This is a genomic window from Novosphingobium sp. TK46 (assembly GCF_055361525.1).
The window spans coordinates 129,777-148,736 of record NZ_CM143963.1; the positions used below are offsets into that span (position 1 = coordinate 129,777).

Below are 18,960 nucleotides of genomic sequence, written 5' to 3' on the forward strand. Positions count from 1 at the left end.
CCGGCGCCTCTCGCTTCCGACGCCAACTCGGGTTAGGACGCGCGATATGGAGAGCAAAAACTTTGGCCTCAGCGCCCTGCGCGACGATCTGCAGGCGCCCATCGAAGCGCGCCGCTTCGGCAGTGGATGGTTCGCCGGCTTCTTCGCGCTGATCCTGGCGATCGCCGGGCTCGGCTTCGTCGTGGCATTGCGCTGGCCCGGCATCTTCGCGATGCCGGAACTGGCCAAGCTGCGTGATCTTCCGGGCTTTCGCGTCGGGGTCCATGTCATCCTGCTGGCAAGCTATGCGCTGTCGCTGCTCAGCCTGCTGCTGCGTCCGGCCAAGGCGATCGGCTTCACGGCACTTGGCATTGGCATCGTCGCAGCGCTGCTGGGCGGCGCGGATGTTCAAGCGGACGAGATGCGTACCTGGGGCGTGTTCTTCGGGCTGGACTTCTTCATCGTCAACCTGGCGATAACCGGCCTGATGTTCGCCCCGATCGAGCGGGCGTTTCCACGCCGGGGCGCCCAGCGGCTGTTCCGCACCGAGTGGCGCGAGGATCTGTTCTACTACCTCATCAGTTCGATGATGGTGCAGGCCCTGACTTTCCTGGCCTTTGCGCCGTCCAAGGCGGTCATGGCGCATACCGGCGGGTTCGCAGGCTTTCGCGCGATGGTCGGTGGCCAGCCATGGATCGTGCAGTTCATCGAGATCATGGTGTTGACGGATCTGGCGCAATACTGGTTCCACCGCGCCTTCCACCGCGTGCCGTTCCTATGGGGTTTTCACGCGGTGCATCATTCCGCGAAGTCGATGGACTGGCTGGCCGGTGCGCGGATGCACTTCTTCGAGATCGTGGCGCTGCGTGGCTTCACCGCCTTGCCGATGATGACGCTGGGCTTCCTGCCTTCGACGCTGCAGGCTTACATTGCGGTCGTCTACATCTACTCGTCGCTGATCCATGCGAACTTGCGCGGCGATTTCGATCGGCTCGGCAAATGGCTGGTAGTGCCGCGCTTTCACCACTGGCACCACGGGCTCGAGGAAGAGGCGATCGACGTGAACTTCGCGATCCACTTTCCCTGGCTCGACCGCCTGTTCGGCACCTACCATTTCCCCAAGGGTCGCTGGCCGGAGGGCTATGGCGTTCCCGAGCAAGTACCCACCGGGTACCGCGCCCAATTCGCCTATCCGTTCAGGCGCCACAAGCTGACCCACCCGCAATAGAGAGGCCCTGCATGGCTTATGTGAAGAACCTGGGCTTCCTGGCTCAGCTGCGCAGCGACGCCAGCAATTATGTCATCCGCTATCGTAACGGCGAGGTGCGCCAGAGCGGGCGCGGGCTGGTGTTCTGGTTCCGCCCGGAAACCGCCAGTATCGCCGAAGTGCCGATGGACGACCGCGAGATGACGCTGTTCGTCAAAGGCCGTAGCCAGGATTTCCAGTCGCTTGCGGTGCAAGGCACGCTGACGTGGCACGTCGTCGATCCGGTAAAGCTGGCCGAGCGTGTCGACTTCAGCATCGGCCTGGTCACCGGCAAGTATCAAAGCGAGCCGATCGAACGGATCGAGACCCGGCTGACCGGCCTCGTGAACCAGACCGCGCTGCAGTACCTTGCCGAGGCGCCGGTCCGTGCGTTACTCGATGCCGGCCTTGATCCGCTGCGATTGCGGCTGGAGGCGGCGCTGGCGGCAGATCCGTCGCTTGCCGGGATCGGCATCGCGGTTGCGGCAGTGCGGCTCACGAGCCTGGCTCCGTCGAGCGAACTGGAACGCGCACTGCAGACGCCGACTTTCGAGGCGCTGCAGCAAAAGGCCGATCAGGCGACCTTCGAACGTCGCGCGCTCGCGGTCGAAAAGGAGCGCGCCATCGCCGAGAACGAACTGGCCAACAAGACCGAACTGGCCCGTCGCGAGAAGCTGCTGATTGCCGAGGAAGCTGGCAATGCCCGCACCCGCGCAACCGGCATCGCCGAAGCCAGCCAGGTCGAGGCCGCCGCCGAGGCAGAGCGCATCCGCACCGTCGAAAGCGCGAAGGCCGAGGCCGAGCAGGCCCGCATCGCGATCTATCGCGACCTCGCACCGGGCGTGCTGATGGGTCTTGCCGCGCGCGAATTTGCCGGCAAGCTCGACACGATCGAGCACCTCAACATCACGCCCGATCTGTTGGCCTCGGTCGTCGGTGAATTCCGCAAGCCCGCCCCCCTCGATCGCATCTAGCGCTTCATGGCGACGGCCACCCCCCGCGCGGTGTTCGTCCACCGCGACACCGACTACGAGCAGCTGCTGGCCCGCCATGCGACGCCGGGACAGGCGCGCTTCTTCCTGGAAACGCGGGGCCAGCGTATCGAGGACGTCGAGCGCCAGCATCATCGCTTTCAAGAGACGCTGCGGATGGCGCGCGCTTCCCTGCACGACAACTGGCGCCAGGCCACGGTGCGGCGGGACGACCTCGACCGTTTCCTGTTCGGTCCCGAGGACGTGATCGTCGTCGTCGGGCAGGACGGCCTTGTCGCCAACGTCGCCAAGTACCTCGACGGGCAACCGGTGATCGGCATCAACCCCGCGCCGGATCTTTATGACGGCGTGCTGGTGCGGATACCCATCGCGCGGCTTGGTCCGGTCCTGCTCGCCAGCGCGGCGAATGCCATCGCGGTCGAGCGACGCACGATGGTGGAAGCGGTGCTCGACACCGGCGAGCGGCTGCTATCGCTCAACGAGATATTCGTCGGGCATCGCAGCCACCAGTCCGCGCGCTACACCCTCGATGTCGCGCAGGTCAGCGAATACCAATCATCGAGCGGGATGATCGTGGCGTCCGGCACCGGCGCCACCGGGTGGGCGCGTTCGATCATGGAAGCGACGGGTGAGCAGGTCGCCCTCGGCTCCGAAGAACGCGCCGTCGCGTACTTCGTGCGCGAGCCCTTCCCCAGCATATCGACCGGCACCAGCCTGCGCTTCGGAAAGCTGATCGATACGGGCCTCTCGGTCACGTCGCGGATGAACGAGGGCGGCGTGGTATTCGCGGACGGGATCGAGCAGGATTTTCTCAGCTTCGATTGGGGGCGCAGGATGCAGCTCGGGCCGGCGGCCCGGTGCCTCCACCTCGTTCGCTGAAACGATGACGGCGCGATCACTCGTCGATCGAAGATACCCGCAAAGATGCCTCCAGCTGAAGCGCGCGATCGCGAAGGAGGCTCGTGGACGCGGCGGCCTGCATGGGAACGTACATCGTGCCCGTGCGCGTCTCGTACATCGCCGACAAGGCCGCCTGCTCTGCCACATGAAATGCAAGCCAGGCGCGCTGTGACGTTCGCAACCTTGCGGCGGCATCAGCAGGAAGCCTGCGCATGAGCGCTACATAGGCCGCGTTCATGCGCCGATCATAACGGCGGGCCGCTGCGCTCTCGCAGGTCGTCTGACCGCTCGTCGACGAACCCTCCGGCGCAGCCAGGCAGCGGCGCAGTTCCACTTCGGCGAGATCATCGGACGACGCCGCCGCTATCGTCATCGTGGACGCCAGCAAACCGGGCAAGCCGAACAACAGGGTGAAAGCGCGCACTCCGGCGACCTCGATCGTGGTTGGATAAGGCCGACCTGCCATGCGGGACGGAGCGAGGCAATCCCGCGCGCTATGCGGCGTCACGCCCTCTGAAAAGCGTGCGTTCGCGGCATTTGCACCCCTAGCCAAGACGACAGACACGTTGAAGCGCGCGCGTTCGATCCTAAATCCTTGTCAGCACGCCATCCCGCTAAGGATGTGCAAACACAAGGACTTGGACATGGCTTCTTTCAAGAAGCGCTGGGCTGCAATCGCCGCGCTCGGCTTGAGCATCACGCTGGGCGGCTGCATGGGCGGCTATGGTATCGGTGGTGGTTACGCCTCCGACTACTATGGCGGCTATGGCGGCTATGGCCCTTCCATCGCATACGGCAGCCCCTATGGCGGCGGCTGGTACAACGACTTCTATTATCCCGGAAACGGTATCTACGTTTTCGATCGGAGCGGGCGACGGTCTCGCTGGAATGATGGTCAACGTCGCTACTGGCAGGGAGAGCGGGGCGGCTATCGGGCGGGACGGCACGATCTCGGCAACAATGACGGTCGCCGGTGGAACCGCGATCGCGCGGGCCCGCGCCGACCGGATCGTGGTCCGTCGGCAGGCCAATGGCAAGGCCGGCGAAACGACGCGGGTGCACCACCAGCCGTGATCGGCAACGGCGGCGTGAGCGGACAGCCACGCGCGACTTATCGCAATGGTGGTGACCGGGGCGGTAATTGGGGCGGAAACCGGGGCGGTGGCAATCGTGGCGGTGGTCGCGGCGGGGCGCGTTCACGCTGAGCCTGCTTCGGCTCGCTGCCTCCCTCTGCTGGCGATCAAAGTTGTCGCGAGATGCCGACGTAGACTTCCAGATCAGCGGCATCATGGCTGAGGCCGATCGTCGAGCCGGCATCCAGCTGGAGATTGGGCGACGCCATCCATGCCGTCGACAAGGCCGCGTAAGTTTGTGTGGCATGCGCCTCGGGATCGTTGTCCCTGGTCGAAGCGAATTCAGCGGTTAGATTGACCGTCTTGCTGACAGCCAGCCCAAGCCCCACGACCCCGCCGTAGGACAGGTGGCGGCCGTGGCGGTCGCTATCCGGCGCGGCATCGATCTCAGGTGAGAGTTGCAGACTCACCGCGTCGTTGACCTGGAAGTTGACGGGGACGATCAGACCGGCTCCCCAGTCTCCTGCGCCGATGGGTGATCGTCCCACGGGAATGGTGGCAAACGGCAGTGCCGCGATCGATACGCCCTTGCCATCGGGGTGGCTGAAGTTGGCTTTGAGACCGATCAGCGCGTCGCCCGCTCTATCGACTTTGGAAACGTCGCCACTCGCCTTGTCGCGCGTTCGGGCATGTCCGAACGGTGTCCAGCCGATCTGCGCCTCAAGCGCATCGCCCAGGCCCACCCTGATCAGTGTATCCCCCAACAGCAGTGTGTCTTCGCGTTCGTCCGACGTATCCTCTCGTGTCCAGTCAGCGATGCCGGTCTCGATCGACACCTTGCCCGGCGCGATGATGCAAGCAGGCGTGCCCAGACCGGGACGGTCGGGGCAGTAGTCACGCTGCGTCGGTGCGGACTGCTGTGCCAGTGCCGGCGCGCTGGCCAATAGCGTCAGCAAGGCGCCGATCGCGAAGGCGGATCGATTGAACATGGTGAAGCTTCCCCCTCCCAAGGCCTAGCGACACAATCGAGACATAATCAAGCAGGAACGAATCCAACGTCCGATCCATAGGCGGATGGACCGGTCCTGCGGTGATAAATCAGCTTTCAGTGCACAAAGGGCAACGATCTCGAATTCACTACCAATCTCGTAGATTAAGCTTTTACAGGCCATCGGGCGAGCAGGGGGAATACGATCATGATCAGCACACGAACCGCGTGGTACACGACATTTGTAGCCGGATGCCTTGGCACCAGCAGCCTTGCGGCGGCGCAAGACACGTCGGTGCCGGCCGCTTCGCAAGAGGCTTCGCCATCTGCGGAAATCACCGTGACCGCACGTCGGCGCGAGGAAAACCTGCTGACCACGCCCGTGTCGGCGACAGTCCTTTCCGGCGATGATCTGCTGCAGCAAAGTGTCCGCAGCTTTCAGGACTTGCGCGGGGCGGTATCCAACCTCGAACTCGTTCCGCTGCTTTCGGGCGGCACCAGCTTCACCATTCGTGGCATCGGCCAGACCTTCAATCAGGTCAATTCCGATGCCAAGGCCGGCTTCTATGTCGACGAGATGTATGTCAGCCGGCTGGAGGGGAACGACCTCTATTTCTACGACATTGCCAATCTTCAGGTGCTGAAGGGCCCGCAAGGCACGCTGTTCGGAAAGAACACCACGGCCGGCGCCGTGCTGCTGACGACGCAGCGCCCTACCGATCGCTTCGAAGGTTATGCCAGGGTACGCCTGGGCTCTTTCGATCGCCTCGAAACGGAAGGCGCGATCAACGTGCCTTTGGCCGATGGTCTTTCTGGGCGGCTGAGCTTCCGCACGCAGGATGTCGATGGCTACATCAAGCACGTCCTCGACGATGGGCGAAGCGGCGATATCGACAATCGCTCGATCCGGTTACAGCTGCGAGCGGAGCAAGGACCGCTCACTGCCGACCTGCTGGGTGAAATCAACCGCTCACGCACGGATGGCGGCGCCACGATCCCGCTCGGCTGCCTGCCCTCGGCAGGCTACATCCAGAACTACGATGCGTTGCATGCGGTGCCATACTGCACTCGTTTTCCGGTGCTCGGCAAAGACTACCTGGTCTATGGCGGGGCGACGCTGAACGCTCCCACCAGTGCCGCGATCACCGATATCGCCACCGGCGGCGATGCGAGGAGCGGCATCGCGCGATACACGGGGCGTGCCCCCTTCAACGACACCGATGCAAAGACGCTGAACTTGCGGCTCAACTATGAACTGAACGATCGTCTCGCACTCCATTCGGTTACCGCTTACCGTCGATCGAGCGCGAAGTTCTACACCCCGATCAACAACGCTCCCGACGATATCTACGCCGAATACGACGACACCCGCACCAGCCAGTTCACGCAGGAGCTGACGCTGGGCGGCAGCCTTGGAGACGACGAACAACTGACTTTCCTGGCCGGCCTGTTCTACTTCCATCAGAAAACCAGCTTCCTGCAGGATACCGGTCCCGACTGGATCGACCCGCTGGGCTATGTCTATGATGCTTCGCTGGACTACGACAGCTATGCCGCTTTTGCACAGGCATCGTACAAGATCACCCCGCGACTCGAACTGACGCTGGGAGCACGCTATACGCACGACCGCAAAAAGGGGTCGAGCTACGTATTCTTCGCCGGAAGGTCCAACACCTTCCTCTACGACGGCGTACCGACCCAGTGTGGCTATTTCACCGGTGACTTTCTGGGTGGCATCGCCAACTGTGGTGGCGCGGCCTTCACCGCAAGCGACAGCACCAGCTGGAACGGCTTCGATCCCAAGCTGCAACTGTCCTATCGTTTCAACGATGCGCTGTTCGGTTACGTCACGGCGGCGCACGGCTACAACGCTGGCGGGTTCAACCAACAGCTCGGCTCACAGCCGGCTAACGGCCGCTTTCCCTCATCCTACGACCCCGAGAAGCTGTGGTCCTACGAGGGCGGGATCAAAGCCGAGTTGTTCGACCGTCGCGCCACGATCAACCTCTCGGGCTTCTACCAGAAGTACTCGGATATTCAGGCAGGGGTGAACGTGCTGGTCGGCAATGTCTCGACCCGTCAGGTGCAAAGCGCGGCGTCCGCTCACGAAGCCGGCTTCGAAGGCGAGTTCACCTTGCGACCCGTTCGCGCGCTGACCCTGCGAGGCAACGTATCGTACCTGTCGCAGGCATATGACAGCATTCGCCCAAATGCCGTGGCCCTGACGAAGGACACCCCGGTCAATTCGGCGCCCAAGTACACCTTCAGCGCCGTCGCGTCCTACGACATCGAGCTGGGTTCGCATGGCACGCTGACGCCGACTGTGGACGTGCGCGGCGTGGGCAGGAAGCCCGCTTGCCAGTCCGGCGCAGACTATGTCTGCCGCTTGCCCGCCTATGCCTTGCTCGGTTTCCGGGTGGATTTCGTGCCGGTGAACGCCCCGTGGCAAGTCGCGGTATTCGGTACCAACGTATTGGATAAGACGGTGCAGCTGCAGCGGTTCGGCTATTTCGGAGACTTCGGCATCGACCGGTTCACCCCAGGACGCCCCCGCGAATTCGGAATCGAGGCGTCAACACGCTTTTGATCGCGCAGATAGACCTGCTTGGCAAAGCGATAGCTAAGCCCTATTTGCATTGTCTACTTATCTGGTTATGTAATTCCCATGACTCGTGGGAATGGCAAATCGCGGATCGAAAGCGGCTCCGGGGCAACCCGGCAGCTGGCCAGGATCAAGCGGCTCGAATGGCCGACAGTGTTGTTGGCGGTGACGATCTATGTGGGATGGCTGGTGCTCACGGCGAGTGCGCACCGCCTCCCGGCGTGGCTGGTCGTGGTGATCGGTGGTTGGCTGATCGCCTGGCACGGATCGCTGCAGCACGAAATCATTCATGGCCACCCCAGCCGTTCGCATGCGGTAAACACGCTGATCGGTGCGGTGCCGCTCGCGCTATGGTTGCCGTTCGTCATCTACCGCCGCACACACATCGCGCATCATGCGACGCCCGCGATAACCGATCCGTTCGATGATCCGGAATCCCGCTATCTTCCGCATAGTCGCGGCATCCTGGGACGTCTGAGCCTGTGTCTGGAGACGGCGCAGGCAACTCTGGCGGGTCGCCTGCTGCTAGGGCCCGCGATCATGGTCTTGCGTTTTTTGGCGCAGGAACTGCAGCGGCTGGTTCGCGCGCCGTTTTCCACCTTGCGGGACTGGGTGCCTCATCTCATCGGCGTCGCTGCCATAGCGTGGTGGCTCGACCGCTGCGGCATCGGCCTCGGCACATATGCGCTGCTGATCGTCTATCCGGGCCTGTCGCTGACGCTGCTGCGTTCCTTCGCCGAGCATCGCGCCGCCGCACTGCCAGACCACCGTGTCGCCACGGTCGAACGCGCCGGCCCATTCGCCCTGTTGTTCCTGTTCAACAACCTGCATGCCGCGCATCATCGCAAGCCCGGCCTCGCCTGGTACAAGCTGCCCGGCTACTACAGAAATCGGCGCGCCGGGTTCGCACAGGAAAACGGTGGTCTCGTTTATGCCGGCTATGGCGAGATCGCACGCCGCTTCCTCTTTCGAGGGCATGACAGCCTGATCCACCCCGACCACCGTCCCGTCAGCCCGCAATGATTGTCGAGCGCCCCGCATCGCTCGGGATGTACGACCTTCCCGGTTTGCTCGAAGCCAACGATGCGCTGTGGCGTGGGCTCGCCGCATGGCTACACGATCATGGTGTCGAGCAGGTTCCGTGGCAGCTCGATCGACGTCGCCCGCTTGGCGACATCTGGGACGATCCCGATCTGCTGCTGGCGCAAACTTGTGGCTTTCCCCTGGCGACCAGATGGGAGGGCCGCCTCCGCCTGGTCGCCACCCCGTGCTATGACGCGCCGGGGTGTGACGGGCCGGACTATCGCAGCGTTATCGTCGTCTCGCACGACAGCCACATCGATGACGTTCGTGATCTGCGAGGAGCGACCGTTGCGATCAACGAGCCGGCCTCGAACTCGGGGTGCAACTTGCTGGCTGCCGCTCTTGCCCCGTGGACGAACGCAGCGCCGATCTTTGCTGGCGCGATCGTCAGCGGGTCGCACCTGGCCAGCGCCGAGGCCGTTGCCAACCGCGATGCCGATGTCGCCGCTCTGGATGTGGTGACGTATGCCCACCTGCAACGCCTTATGCCTGATCTTACCGGCCGCTTGCGTGTCGTCGGCCACACTCCGTCGTCACCCGGCCTGCCCTTCGTGACAGCCGGAAAGGCGACCGACCTTGAGGTCGACCTCCTGCGACGGGCATTGCAATGGGCGGTGGCCGCACCGGACCTCCATCAGGCACGCGAAACGCTATTGCTGAAAGGCATCGCGCGGGTGCCATTGGCACGGTATCAGGCGCTCGCCACGTTGACCGACGCCGATGGGGTTTCCTTGCCGCGTAGCCTGGTGGCCGACTGAGCGCGGATCAGGCGCCGATCAGCTCACGGCCGATCAGCATCCGGCGCACTTCGTTGGTGCCAGCGCCGATGTCGAGCAGCTTGGCATCGCGCAAGTAACGCTCGACGGGCCAGTCCTTGGTATAGCCCGCCCCGCCAAGCGCCTGCACGGCCTCACCGGCAACCCGGAATGCGCTCTCGGACGCGAGCAGGATTGCGCCGGCCGCGTCGAACCGCGTGGTGCGCCCGGCATCGCAGGACCGCGCCACCGCATAGACGTAGGCCCTGGCAGATTGCAGCGCCACGTACATGTCCGCGACTTTGGCCTGCATCAGCTGGAACGCGCCGATCGGCTTGCCGAACTGCTTGCGCTCGCGCAGGAACGGCAGAACCGTGTCGAGGCACGCGCGCATGATGCCAAGCTGGATGCCGGCCAGAACCACACGCTCGTAGTCGAGCCCGCTCATCAACACACCGACCCCGCCACCGACCCGGCCCATGACATTCGCGTCCGGTACGAAGCAGCCGTCGAAGACCAGCTCCGACGTCGGCGAGCCGCGCATGCCCATCTTGTCGATCTTTTGCCCGATCGAGAAGCCAGCCATGCCTTTTTCGATCAGGAACGTCGTGATGCCGCGCGATCCGGCGTCGGGATCGGTCCGGGCATAGACCACCAGCGTGTCGGCATAGGCGCCGTTGGTGATCCAGAACTTGGTGCCGGTAAGCTGCCAGCCGCCATCCACCTTCTGCGCTTTCAGCTTCATCGAAACGACGTCCGACCCGGCATTCACCTCGGACATCGCCAGGCTCCCGACATGCTCGCCGGAAATCAGCTTGGGAAGATACCGGGCTTTCTGCTCGGGCGTGCCCCACCGGCTGATCTGGTTGACGCACAAATTCGAGTGCGCGCCATAGCTGAGCCCGATCGAGGCCGAAGCACGCGACACTTCCTCGCAAGCCAGCACATGCTCGAGGTAGCCCATACCAAGACCACCGAACTCTTCGGCGACAGTGATGCCATGCAAACCCAGCTCACCCATCGCGGTCCACAGCTCGTCGCGGGGAAACCAATCGTCGGCATCGATACGCGCGGCCAGTGGCGCTATCCGCTCGCGGGCGAAACGCTCGGTCACATCGCGAATGGTGTCTGCGCTGTCTCCCAGCGCGAAGTCAAAGTCGGCGTCCATGGTATTCGCCTTTATCTAGCGCGGATCGGTTCGTCAGTATCTGGTTTGACTCATGCTGCCAGTGGGACCGGCTTACCATGAGGACGGCACGAACACGCGAAGGTCAGCCGATTGATCGGCCGCCCATCTGAATGCTCTTACGTTCTGCCGAACATTGGCCCCACCGGTCGACGATCTACCCTGATAACAGCGACTTGTTGGGTCAGTTCAACGCGCTGGACGCTATTCGATCTCACAATACAGCGCAAGTTTGATCCCGGAACCCGTCCCTTGAGACGACCCGCGCGCCAGGGGAAACCGACATCGGATCAGGTCGCCTCGATCATTCCCTTGATGCGTGCAGCCAGCGCGTCGATGGGAAACGGCTTGGTGATCATCGCCATGCCGGGGTCCAGAAAACCGTTAGCGATAGTGGCGTTCTCGGCGTAGCCGGTCATGAACAGCACTTTCAGGCCGGGGCGGCGTTCGCGTGCCGCGTCGGCGAGCTGACGCCCGTTGAGACCCGGCAAACCGATGTCGGTGACAAGCAGGTCTATACGCAGCTGCGATTGGAGCAGCTTCAGACCCGAGGGCCCGTCGGCGGCCTCCAGCGCACGATACCCAAGCTCTTCCAGCACATCGACGACCAGGGCGCGAACGGCGCTCTCGTCCTCGACGACCAGAACGACCTCGCCCCGCTCCGTGCGGTGTTCATCGCTCCGCACGACCCGTTGATCCAACTCTTCTTCGCCCTCGCTGTAATGGCGCGGAAGGTAGAGTTTGAACGTGGTGCCCTCGCCCGGCTCCGAGTAGATTTTCGCGTAACCTTCCGACTGGCGCGCAAAGCCATAGATCATCGAAAGACCCAGCCCCGTCCCCTGACCGATCGGCTTGGTGGTGAAGAACGGTTCGAACGCCTTGCCGATCGTGTCCGCCGTCATGCCCACGCCATTATCGGAAACGCAGATACAGACATATTGACCCTGTTTTACCTCGCGCTGGCGTGCAGCATACGCTTCGTCGAGATGCGCGTTGCAGGTCTCGATCGTAAGTGTCCCCCCCTCCGGCATGGCGTCACGCGCGTTGATGGCAAGGTTGAGGATCGCACTTTCAAGCTGATGTGGATCGCACAACGTCTGCCACAATCCACCCGCCAGAACGAGTTCAAGCCGCACGGCCTCGCCGATCGTCCCGCGCAACAGTTCCTCCATGCCGGTCGCCAGACGGTTGGCGTTGACGGGCTTGGGATCGAGCGGCTGGCGGCGCGAGAATGCAAGCAGGCGATGGGTAAGCGCGGCAGCGCGGTTTGCAGAGGTGAGCGCCGTATTCGTATAGCGCTCCATCTTGCTCATATCGCCTTTGGCAAACTGCCGTTGCATCATGTCGAGCGATCCGATCACACCGGTGAGCAGATTATTGAAGTCATGCGCGATTCCGCCCGTGAGCTGCCCGACCGCTTCCATTTTCTGCGCCTGCCGAAGCTGCTCCTGCGCCTGTTCGAGCTGTATCTGCCTTTCCTTGTCGGCCGTCACGTCGCGTCCGGAGGCATAGATCAGATCCGCCTCCGGGGCGGCAACCCAGGAGATCCAGCGGAAACTACCGTCCTTGTGCCGGTATCTGTTTTCGTGGACCGGCATCTCGGGCGCAGACACCGTCTCCAAGGCATCGGCGGCGGACAGTCGATCATCGGGATGGATGAAGTCGAGGTACGACCGACCAACAAGTTCCTCGGGCCGCCAACCCAGGATCTTTGTCCACGCCGGATTGACCGCCCGGTAAATGCCGTCCACCCCGACAACAAGCAAGAGATCGCGCGCGTTATTCCAGGTGCGATCGCGGTCTGCCATGGCTGCTTCGACCCGCCGCTCGAGCGTTTCGTTAAGCTCCAGCAACTGGGCCTCGCTACGCCGAAGCCGCTCCTCCGCACGCTTTCGATCCGTGATGTCGACGGACGACCCCACCAGCCCGATGATGGTCCCGCTGGCGTCCCGGAAAGGCGCCTTGGTCGAAAGCCAGGTCGCTGCGCGCCCATCGGGCAGGCTCACCACTTCCTCAAGCACTTCGGTACGGTTCTCCGCCATGATTCGAGCATCATTGATCATGACTTCTTCGCCCTGCGCGGGGTCGTCGAGAAAATCCTTGTCGGTGTAGCCGATGATCTCGGTCAGCGGTTTGCCTACCAACTCCACCGTCCCGCGATTGGCCGCGATCATACGCCCATCCTGATCCTTGGCGTAAACGACGCCGGGAACAGCTTCCATAACCGCGGCCAACAAAGTGCTGGCGTGGCGCAAGGCATCTTCCGCCTCGCGGCGCTCATCGATGTCGATCACCGAGCCGACATAACCGAGATACTCGCCATCGGTGGAAAAGCGTGGGCTGGCCGCGTCGATGGCCCAACGATACGCGCCATCGAACCGCCGGAGCCGGTATTCCGCGCGAAACGGCCGGCGCGCCGCGTTTGCCTCTATGAAAACCTGTTCCGCTACGAGCCTGTCATCGGGGTGAGTGGCATCGAGCCAGCCATAGCCAAGCGCCTCCTCTTCTTTCTGGCCGGTGAACTCGTACCAGACGCGATTGAGGTAAGTGCAATAGCCATCCGGGTCGGTGACCCACATCATCACAGGGGTGTTATCGGCCATGTTGCGGAAACGTGCCTCGCTATCCGCCAACTCGATCTGTGTATGGCGAAGACGTTGCTCGCTTGCTTCCGCCGCCGCGAGCTGCCGGCTGCGTTCCTGCAGCGCGCGCCGCAGTTCCAGTTGCGCCATGACCTGTCGTGCCAGCACGCGGAGCGCATCTTGCTGTAGCTCGCTCAGCTGCCGCGGGCGGTAATCGAGAACGCACAACGTTCCGATGACAAAGCCGTCCTCGGTCTTCAGCAGGGCACCGGCGTAAAAGCGCAGCTGGGGATCGCTTACCACCAGTGGGTTGCAGCTAAAACGAACATCCTGGGTGGCGTCTGGAACGAGCAGGAAATCCTGCTCCAAAATCGCCTTGGCACAAAAGGAACTATCGAACGGCGTTTCGCGCACGCCAAGACCGACCTCGGCCTTGAAGAACTGCCGACGATCACCGATCAGATTGACAACGGCGATGGGTGCATCGCACAGTTTCGCCGCCAGTGCCGCCACCTCGTCGAAAGCCGCCTCGCGAGGCGTATCGATCACGTCGTATTTTGCCAGGACCGCCAAACGCTGCGCTTCAGAGTCATCCATCTTGATCATAGCCTGGGAAGTTGAACCTACATCGTTGCTCCCACATCCACTAGGTCAACACGGCCTGTCCGACATCACATTTTATCTAAACTGATGGCTCACCTCGTGGCCGATTGCGCCCGGATGACTTGCGGACGGCGCAGAGCACCCGCCGTCTTGCCCTGTTCGGGATGCATCGATATATCCCGGCCCTGGCCTTCGTTAGCTATCCGTCGGCATCTCGATTTGCTGCTGGACGACCGATCTGACGCGGTTTGATATCATCTTGCGATGTGCGGTCGAGGCACCTTCGACGTAGATCGAGCGGATCGTCGTCGCCGGGTGTGAGCCCACTTCGGCTAGGTTCTGCACGCTTGGTAGCAAACGGTCTCACCCACGACCTTGAGCCGGGAAGGCGCAGGCTACCAACAAACGACAACCTATCGCCTGGAAGTCACTCCAAAGCCGCCCAGCTATGCATCCTCTCCCAGTCGACAATCGTAATTGATCGTCTGTCGATGGTAAAAGCCTGTTCCTTTTTCATCGTCTTCAAAACACGCGAGACGTGGATGTGAGTCATGCCGGTAGCTGCTCCAATATCCTCCTGATAAAATGGCCAATGGTATGTCGGACCATCGTTACACATCGCGATTGTCTGGCGACGAACAACACCGATGACCAGGTTTGCGATCCGCCGGTATGCATTCCCGCTTCCAACGCGAGCGATCGTTTGACGAAACTGGACGGCATCAACCATCACGTCGGTCAAGAATGCTGCCGATATGTTCGGATAGCGATCGATCAGCATCTTGATCGAGCCATGCGAAATCATGGCGACTTGCGTGGCACTTGCGGCCTCTACGTTAAAGCTGGATTTCGCGAAAATATGGCTCTCTATATCCACGACGTCACCGACCATCTGGGTGGATAGAATTTGTCGATTGCCTCTTATATGGCCAGTGCGAAAAGCAAATCCGCCAACAACCACCATGCAGTGCTTGACTGTATCGCCTGCCCTCACAAGCACTTCGCCACGTTTCCGGCATAGTATTTCATGCGGAAGGTTCAGCAATGCGTTACGTTCGGCAATCTGGAGGCTTGAATGCTCCTCCAGCTTGCGCACCATGGGTGCAAGTACTTGAGTGTCTGGAATGGTAGTCGGCCCCCGGATCGAGCAGACAGCCTAAAACGAACTTGAACTTCAGCGTCAATTGCCGGATGTTAATTCACCAATCATTCGCAAAAGTCGATTGATTACAGCGCGTAGCTTACCTTGTGGCAAAGGAGAGACGGGTGGCGTGAATATCCGTCAGGTAAAGGAAACGCTCACGCGGGCATCAGGAAGGCCAGGCTGACCGCGTTCAAGATGCGCGAAGGAAAATGACGGACCGACGAGGATCGAGCCTTTGTTCCCCGCCCCCCCTGCGGCGGCGTACGGCTTCGTTTTACAAAGGCTCGCCATTCTCGTCCAGAATGTCCATGCGATACGAGCAGCCGTAGAAGGTCTTGCCCGGATGGGTGGTCGCATTCGAGATTGTGCGCGCGATCTTGGTGTGGGTGCCGTAACCACCCGGCTGCGCGGCCGGTTCGACGACATCCTGCACGATCTGCTCGCCCAGGAACTTGCGGAACTGGATCATGGCTTCCGCTTCGGCGCGGGTGGCCTTGCCAGAGGCGACGATTGCAGCGATCATCGGCTCGGGGCCCATCATGTTGGCGATCTTCTCCTGTGCCGCCAGAATATTGGGATCCGCCAGATCGAGCACCGCCAGGATGCCGTCCGCAGTGAACGCGATGCGCCGGGTGGTGTACCCGCTGGCCACGGTAATCGGCGCGGGCAGGTCAAATTCGAGAAGCAAGGGGTTTGCCGAGCGGACCTTCTTCCAGCCTCGTTTTCGAGCGATCTTCTCCTCGCCCTCAACTCCGAAGGCAAAGGAATGGTAAGTGGACGCATCGAGCCGGCACTCGATCGCATCAACCTCTGATGTCTGGGATGGGTCGGGATCTACGTCGGTCGCCATCGTGGCCGTGGAGATCATGAGCGCGACAGGAAAAAACAGGTGCGCGATTGTGGTGCTCCGCATGGCTCAAGGAGGCGGGGCATAACGCCGTGCCATGTGAAATCAACCGTTGCGCCCGTTCGCACTGGTTGACCCCTTCCCGATGAAGGCGGATGAGCGACCCGCTATGCGCGTACTGGCCTACCTCCTCTTTGCAATGGCGACCCTCGTGGGCGGCTGCGCGTTGCTGATATATGGCTTCGTGACCAGCCTCGCTTGCGGTCACGCTCCGGGCGCAGCCAGTTGTCACGCCGCCCCCTGGAGCCTCGCCAGCGACGATCGATTCTGGCTCGTCGTGCTGCCCGGGGCGATTGTCGCGACGTTGATCGGACTTGGAATGCTGGCTCTTCGAAATGGGCGCCGCAATTAGGCGGCATGACGTAGTCAGAAATGAACGAGCGTCCGATCGTGTACACGACCTGAAGTGCACAGTCCAAGTACCCGAGAATCCGGAATATTACACGATTCCCTCCGGCACTACTATCGGCCATCCGTCTCGATGACGTGAACGCCTGCGTCCCGGCACGCCGCGGCAAGTGCCGGGTCGAGCATCCGATCCGTCACCAGGTAATCGATGTCCTCGAGGGTGCCAGCACGCACCGGGGCCGCGCGACCGACCTTGGACGTATCCGCCACAAGGATCACCTTGCGCGCCTGCCGGATGATCGTGCGCGTCACCTGCACCTCGTCGACGGCGAAATCGAGCAAGCTGCCATCCGGATCGATCGCGGAAATGCCGATGAGCGCGTAATCGACCTTGAACGTGCGGATGAACTCCATGGCGAGCGCGCCGACGACCGCCCGATCGTGGCGGCGCACCTGCCCGCCGACCACGACAAGATCGATGCCGTCGTTGTTGTCCAGAATGTCGACGACGTTGAGATTGTTCGAGATCACCATCAGGTCGCGGTGGTGGACCAAATGGCTTGCGACCGCCTCGGTGGTGGTGCCGATGTTGATGAACAACGAAGCACCGTTGGGAATCAACGCCGCTGCAGCCTCGCCGATGGCCGCCTTGGCACCGGTCGCGACGGTACGTCGCGTGTCGTAGTCGATATTGTCGACGCCCGATGTGACGATCGCACCGCCATGGACCCGCGACAGCATCGACTTGCGAGCAAGGACATTGAGATCCTTGCGGATCGTCTGCGGCGTCACGCCAAGCCGCTCGGCGAGTTCCTCGACGCCGACCTTGCCCGTGCTGCGAGCCAGTTCGAGGATCTGGCGATGACGCGAGGCGCTGCCTTCCGCCATGGCCTCCTGCTCGAAGATGGCACCGTGTCCGCCACCTTCCATGGGCATTTCGCCAGTCACGTCGATGCCGATTCCAGTTTACCGGCTGCGGGGGCGGTGCTGTTTGCCAAATAGGCGTCGATCAGCTCTGCCGCTCTGGCGGGAACGTGCAGACCAAGCTTGCTGCGGCGAAACAGAATATCCTCGGCGGTTCTCGCCCATTCGCAGGTGCGCAGATAATCGACCTCACGCGCATGGAGGCCGGCACCGAAATCCTCACCCAGATCGGCAGGAACCCGCGCATCGCCGAGCAGCGCGTCGGTACAGGTGCCATAAGCGCGCGCGAGCCTTCGCAGCAGATCGGACGGCATCGCCGGGTAAGTCGCGCCAAGAGTATCGACATAACGGGCGAAATCGCCACCGGGCATGTCGCCGCCGGGCAATGTCGCGCCAGCCGTCCAGGCCTTCCCCGCATTGGGGAAGAACGGGGCGAGCTCGGCCATCGCATGCTCGGCGAGCTTGCGATACGTGGTGATCTTGCCACCGAAGATGCTCAGCATGGGAGCGCGATCGGCGCTGCCATCAAGATCGAGCACATAGTCTCGGGTTACGGCCGAGGCGTTCGACGCATGATCGTCGTAGAGCGGGCGGATGCCCGAATAGGTCCAGACAATGTCCGATTTCGCCACCGGTCGCTCGAAATAGCGCGACACGGTGTCCAGCAGATAATCGGTCTCCGCTTCACTGATCGTCGCGCGGCCGGGCGCCCCCTCCCACGCCTCGTCGGTGGTGCCGACCAGCGTAAAGTGTTCCTGATAGGGAATGGCGAAGACGATACGCCGATCGGGGTTCTGCAACATGAAGGCGTGTGCGCCCTCGTAAAGCCGGGGCACGACGATATGGCTACCCTTGATAAGCCGTACGCCGCGATCACGCCGTGCATCGGGCACATTGCCGAGCACGTCGGCCACCCAGGGACCGGCGGCGTTGACGATCGCACGCGCCTTGATTTCATGATTGCCGGTTGCATCCCTGATCGTGGCGGTCCAGCCCGCACCATCGGCCTCGCGGCGCGCGGCCACCAGTTGCGTCCGCGTCATCACCCTCGCGCCGCGATCGGTGGCGTCGCGTGCGTTGAGCACGACGAGGCGGCTATCCTCCACCCAACAGTCCGAATAGACGAAAGCCTTCGGATTGCCCGGCTTCAACCCCTGCCCCACAGGATCACGATCAAGCGCGACCGTGCGCGTTGCGGGCAGCTTCTTGCGGCCCCCAAGGTGATCGTAAAGGAATAGCCCGAGCCGGACCAGCCATGCGGGCCGGGGCGAATTGCTTTGCGGGAGCACGAATTCCAACGGCCAGATGATGTGCGGTGCCATGGCCCATAACCGCTCGCGCTCGATCAGCGCTTCACGGACCAGCCGAAACTCGTAGTATTCGAGGTAGCGCAGCCCCCCGTGGATCAGCTTGGTCGACGCCGAAGAGGTGTGGCTGGCCAAATCGTCCTGCTCGACCAGCATGACCGAAAGGCCCCGGCCCGCCGCATCGCGCGCGATACCGACGCCATTGATACCGCCGCCGACGATCAGGAGATCGACATCGTGCGCTGTTCTGCAAATCCGGTTGGATGCTTGATTGACCAAAGGACGCCTCGTCGTGGCCGGGCATGCCGGCGGGAACTCATCAAACGAATATGGCGTGACTC

The 18,960-nt window shown here is 62.4% G+C and carries 16 protein-coding genes; 8 read left to right on the forward strand and 8 right to left on the reverse strand.

Features of this window, described 5'->3' with window-relative positions; genetic code table 11:
* The first annotated feature begins 46 nt into the window (after positions 1-46).
* Genes ACXJ1Z_RS00565 through ACXJ1Z_RS00575 form a run of 3 tightly spaced genes read left to right on the forward strand, consistent with a single transcriptional unit; the run spans position 47 to position 3,096 of the window.
* A complete protein-coding gene (locus tag ACXJ1Z_RS00565) occupies positions 47-1,207 on the forward strand; it encodes a sterol desaturase family protein (protein WP_463778764.1) in 1,161 nt (386 codons plus the stop codon).
* An 11-nt stretch (positions 1,208-1,218) separates the two neighbouring features.
* Positions 1,219-2,199 carry an SPFH domain-containing protein gene (locus tag ACXJ1Z_RS00570; protein ID WP_463778765.1) on the forward strand — a complete coding sequence of 327 codons (981 nt, stop codon included), beginning with the start codon at positions 1,219-1,221 and terminating at the stop codon, positions 2,197-2,199.
* A gap of 6 nt (positions 2,200-2,205) precedes the next feature.
* Positions 2,206-3,096: an NAD(+)/NADH kinase gene (locus ACXJ1Z_RS00575; protein ID WP_463778766.1), complete on the forward strand. Its 891-nt coding sequence runs from the start codon at positions 2,206-2,208 to the stop codon at positions 3,094-3,096.
* A 16-nt stretch (positions 3,097-3,112) separates the two neighbouring features.
* On the opposite strand, the gene ACXJ1Z_RS00580 is transcribed toward ACXJ1Z_RS00575, so the two are convergent.
* Positions 3,113-3,583, reverse strand: coding sequence for a lysozyme inhibitor LprI family protein (locus tag ACXJ1Z_RS00580; RefSeq protein WP_463778768.1), 471 nt, complete (start codon positions 3,581-3,583; stop codon positions 3,113-3,115).
* Between the two features lie 178 nt (positions 3,584-3,761).
* Here ACXJ1Z_RS00580 and ACXJ1Z_RS00585 point away from each other — a divergent pair, with 178 nt between their 5' ends.
* The gene (locus ACXJ1Z_RS00585; protein WP_463778770.1) at positions 3,762-4,322 is read left to right on the forward strand and encodes a peptidase; all 561 of its coding nucleotides are present in this window, start codon (positions 3,762-3,764) and stop codon (positions 4,320-4,322) included.
* A gap of 35 nt (positions 4,323-4,357) precedes the next feature.
* Here the strand turns inward: ACXJ1Z_RS00585 and ACXJ1Z_RS00590 are convergent, their stop codons facing one another.
* The gene (locus tag ACXJ1Z_RS00590; RefSeq protein WP_463778772.1) at positions 4,358-5,179 is read right to left on the reverse strand and encodes a transporter; all 822 of its coding nucleotides are present in this window, start codon (positions 5,177-5,179) and stop codon (positions 4,358-4,360) included.
* 207 nt (positions 5,180-5,386) lie between these two features.
* Between ACXJ1Z_RS00590 and ACXJ1Z_RS00595 the strand changes: the two genes are divergently transcribed.
* The 3 genes from ACXJ1Z_RS00595 (at position 5,387) to ACXJ1Z_RS00605 (ending at position 9,621) form a co-directional block, all read left to right on the forward strand.
* Complete coding sequence (locus ACXJ1Z_RS00595) at positions 5,387-7,765, forward strand: TonB-dependent receptor (RefSeq protein ID WP_463778773.1); 2,379 nt, start codon at positions 5,387-5,389, stop codon at positions 7,763-7,765.
* Positions 7,766-7,843: 78 nt separating this feature from the next.
* Positions 7,844-8,803, forward strand: coding sequence for a fatty acid desaturase (locus ACXJ1Z_RS00600; RefSeq protein ID WP_463778775.1), 960 nt, complete (start codon positions 7,844-7,846; stop codon positions 8,801-8,803).
* Between the two features lie 26 nt (positions 8,804-8,829).
* The gene (locus ACXJ1Z_RS00605) at positions 8,830-9,621 is read left to right on the forward strand and encodes a phosphate/phosphite/phosphonate ABC transporter substrate-binding protein (RefSeq protein WP_463778776.1); all 792 of its coding nucleotides are present in this window, start codon (positions 8,830-8,832) and stop codon (positions 9,619-9,621) included.
* Positions 9,622-9,628: 7 nt separating this feature from the next.
* Here ACXJ1Z_RS00605 and ACXJ1Z_RS00610 read toward each other — a convergent pair whose 3' ends face one another.
* The 4 genes from ACXJ1Z_RS00610 to ACXJ1Z_RS00625 all read right to left on the reverse strand — a co-directional run bounded on the left by ACXJ1Z_RS00610 (position 9,629) and on the right by ACXJ1Z_RS00625 (position 15,983).
* Positions 9,629-10,786: an acyl-CoA dehydrogenase family protein gene (locus tag ACXJ1Z_RS00610; RefSeq protein WP_463778777.1), complete on the reverse strand. Its 1,158-nt coding sequence runs from the start codon at positions 10,784-10,786 to the stop codon at positions 9,629-9,631.
* A gap of 308 nt (positions 10,787-11,094) precedes the next feature.
* The gene (locus ACXJ1Z_RS00615; protein WP_463778779.1) at positions 11,095-13,992 is read right to left on the reverse strand and encodes a PAS domain S-box protein; all 2,898 of its coding nucleotides are present in this window, start codon (positions 13,990-13,992) and stop codon (positions 11,095-11,097) included.
* A 424-nt stretch (positions 13,993-14,416) separates the two neighbouring features.
* A complete protein-coding gene (locus ACXJ1Z_RS00620; protein ID WP_463778781.1) occupies positions 14,417-15,088 on the reverse strand; it encodes a Crp/Fnr family transcriptional regulator in 672 nt (223 codons plus the stop codon).
* 319 nt (positions 15,089-15,407) lie between these two features.
* A complete protein-coding gene (locus ACXJ1Z_RS00625) occupies positions 15,408-15,983 on the reverse strand; it encodes a hypothetical protein (RefSeq protein WP_463778783.1) in 576 nt (191 codons plus the stop codon).
* A gap of 196 nt (positions 15,984-16,179) precedes the next feature.
* Here ACXJ1Z_RS00625 and ACXJ1Z_RS00630 point away from each other — a divergent pair, with 196 nt between their 5' ends.
* Complete coding sequence (locus ACXJ1Z_RS00630) at positions 16,180-16,392, forward strand: hypothetical protein (RefSeq protein WP_463778784.1); 213 nt, start codon at positions 16,180-16,182, stop codon at positions 16,390-16,392.
* A 110-nt stretch (positions 16,393-16,502) separates the two neighbouring features.
* Here ACXJ1Z_RS00630 and ACXJ1Z_RS00635 read toward each other — a convergent pair whose 3' ends face one another.
* Positions 16,503-17,336: a DeoR/GlpR family DNA-binding transcription regulator gene (locus ACXJ1Z_RS00635; RefSeq protein ID WP_463778786.1), complete on the reverse strand. Its 834-nt coding sequence runs from the start codon at positions 17,334-17,336 to the stop codon at positions 16,503-16,505.
* Positions 17,333-18,898 carry a glycerol-3-phosphate dehydrogenase gene (locus ACXJ1Z_RS00640; RefSeq protein ID WP_463778787.1) on the reverse strand — a complete coding sequence of 522 codons (1,566 nt, stop codon included), beginning with the start codon at positions 18,896-18,898 and terminating at the stop codon, positions 17,333-17,335. Before ACXJ1Z_RS00640 ends, ACXJ1Z_RS00635 begins: the two co-directional genes overlap by 4 nt.
* Positions 18,899-18,960: the final 62 nt, after the last annotated feature.

Excerpts from the sequence above, each read along its gene's own strand:
- ACXJ1Z_RS00565 (WP_463778764.1), top strand. The coding sequence starts at position 47 with ATGGAGAGCAAAAACTTTGGCCTCAGCGCCCTGCGCGACGATCTGCAG.
- ACXJ1Z_RS00570 (WP_463778765.1), top strand. The coding sequence starts at position 1,219 with ATGGCTTATGTGAAGAACCTGGGCTTCCTGGCTCAGCTGCGCAGCGAC.
- ACXJ1Z_RS00575 (WP_463778766.1), top strand. The coding sequence starts at position 2,206 with ATGGCGACGGCCACCCCCCGCGCGGTGTTCGTCCACCGCGACACCGAC.
- ACXJ1Z_RS00580 (WP_463778768.1), bottom strand. The coding sequence starts at position 3,583 with ATGGCAGGTCGGCCTTATCCAACCACGATCGAGGTCGCCGGAGTGCGC.
- ACXJ1Z_RS00585 (WP_463778770.1), top strand. The coding sequence starts at position 3,762 with ATGGCTTCTTTCAAGAAGCGCTGGGCTGCAATCGCCGCGCTCGGCTTG.
- ACXJ1Z_RS00590 (WP_463778772.1), bottom strand. The coding sequence starts at position 5,179 with ATGTTCAATCGATCCGCCTTCGCGATCGGCGCCTTGCTGACGCTATTG.
- ACXJ1Z_RS00595 (WP_463778773.1), top strand. The coding sequence starts at position 5,387 with ATGATCAGCACACGAACCGCGTGGTACACGACATTTGTAGCCGGATGC.
- ACXJ1Z_RS00600 (WP_463778775.1), top strand. The coding sequence starts at position 7,844 with ATGACTCGTGGGAATGGCAAATCGCGGATCGAAAGCGGCTCCGGGGCA.
- ACXJ1Z_RS00605 (WP_463778776.1), top strand. The coding sequence starts at position 8,830 with ATGTACGACCTTCCCGGTTTGCTCGAAGCCAACGATGCGCTGTGGCGT.
- ACXJ1Z_RS00610 (WP_463778777.1), bottom strand. The coding sequence starts at position 10,786 with ATGGACGCCGACTTTGACTTCGCGCTGGGAGACAGCGCAGACACCATT.
- ACXJ1Z_RS00615 (WP_463778779.1), bottom strand. The coding sequence starts at position 13,992 with ATGATCAAGATGGATGACTCTGAAGCGCAGCGTTTGGCGGTCCTGGCA.
- ACXJ1Z_RS00620 (WP_463778781.1), bottom strand. The coding sequence starts at position 15,088 with ATGGTGCGCAAGCTGGAGGAGCATTCAAGCCTCCAGATTGCCGAACGT.
- ACXJ1Z_RS00625 (WP_463778783.1), bottom strand. The coding sequence starts at position 15,983 with ATGGCGACCGACGTAGATCCCGACCCATCCCAGACATCAGAGGTTGAT.
- ACXJ1Z_RS00630 (WP_463778784.1), top strand. The coding sequence starts at position 16,180 with ATGGCGACCCTCGTGGGCGGCTGCGCGTTGCTGATATATGGCTTCGTG.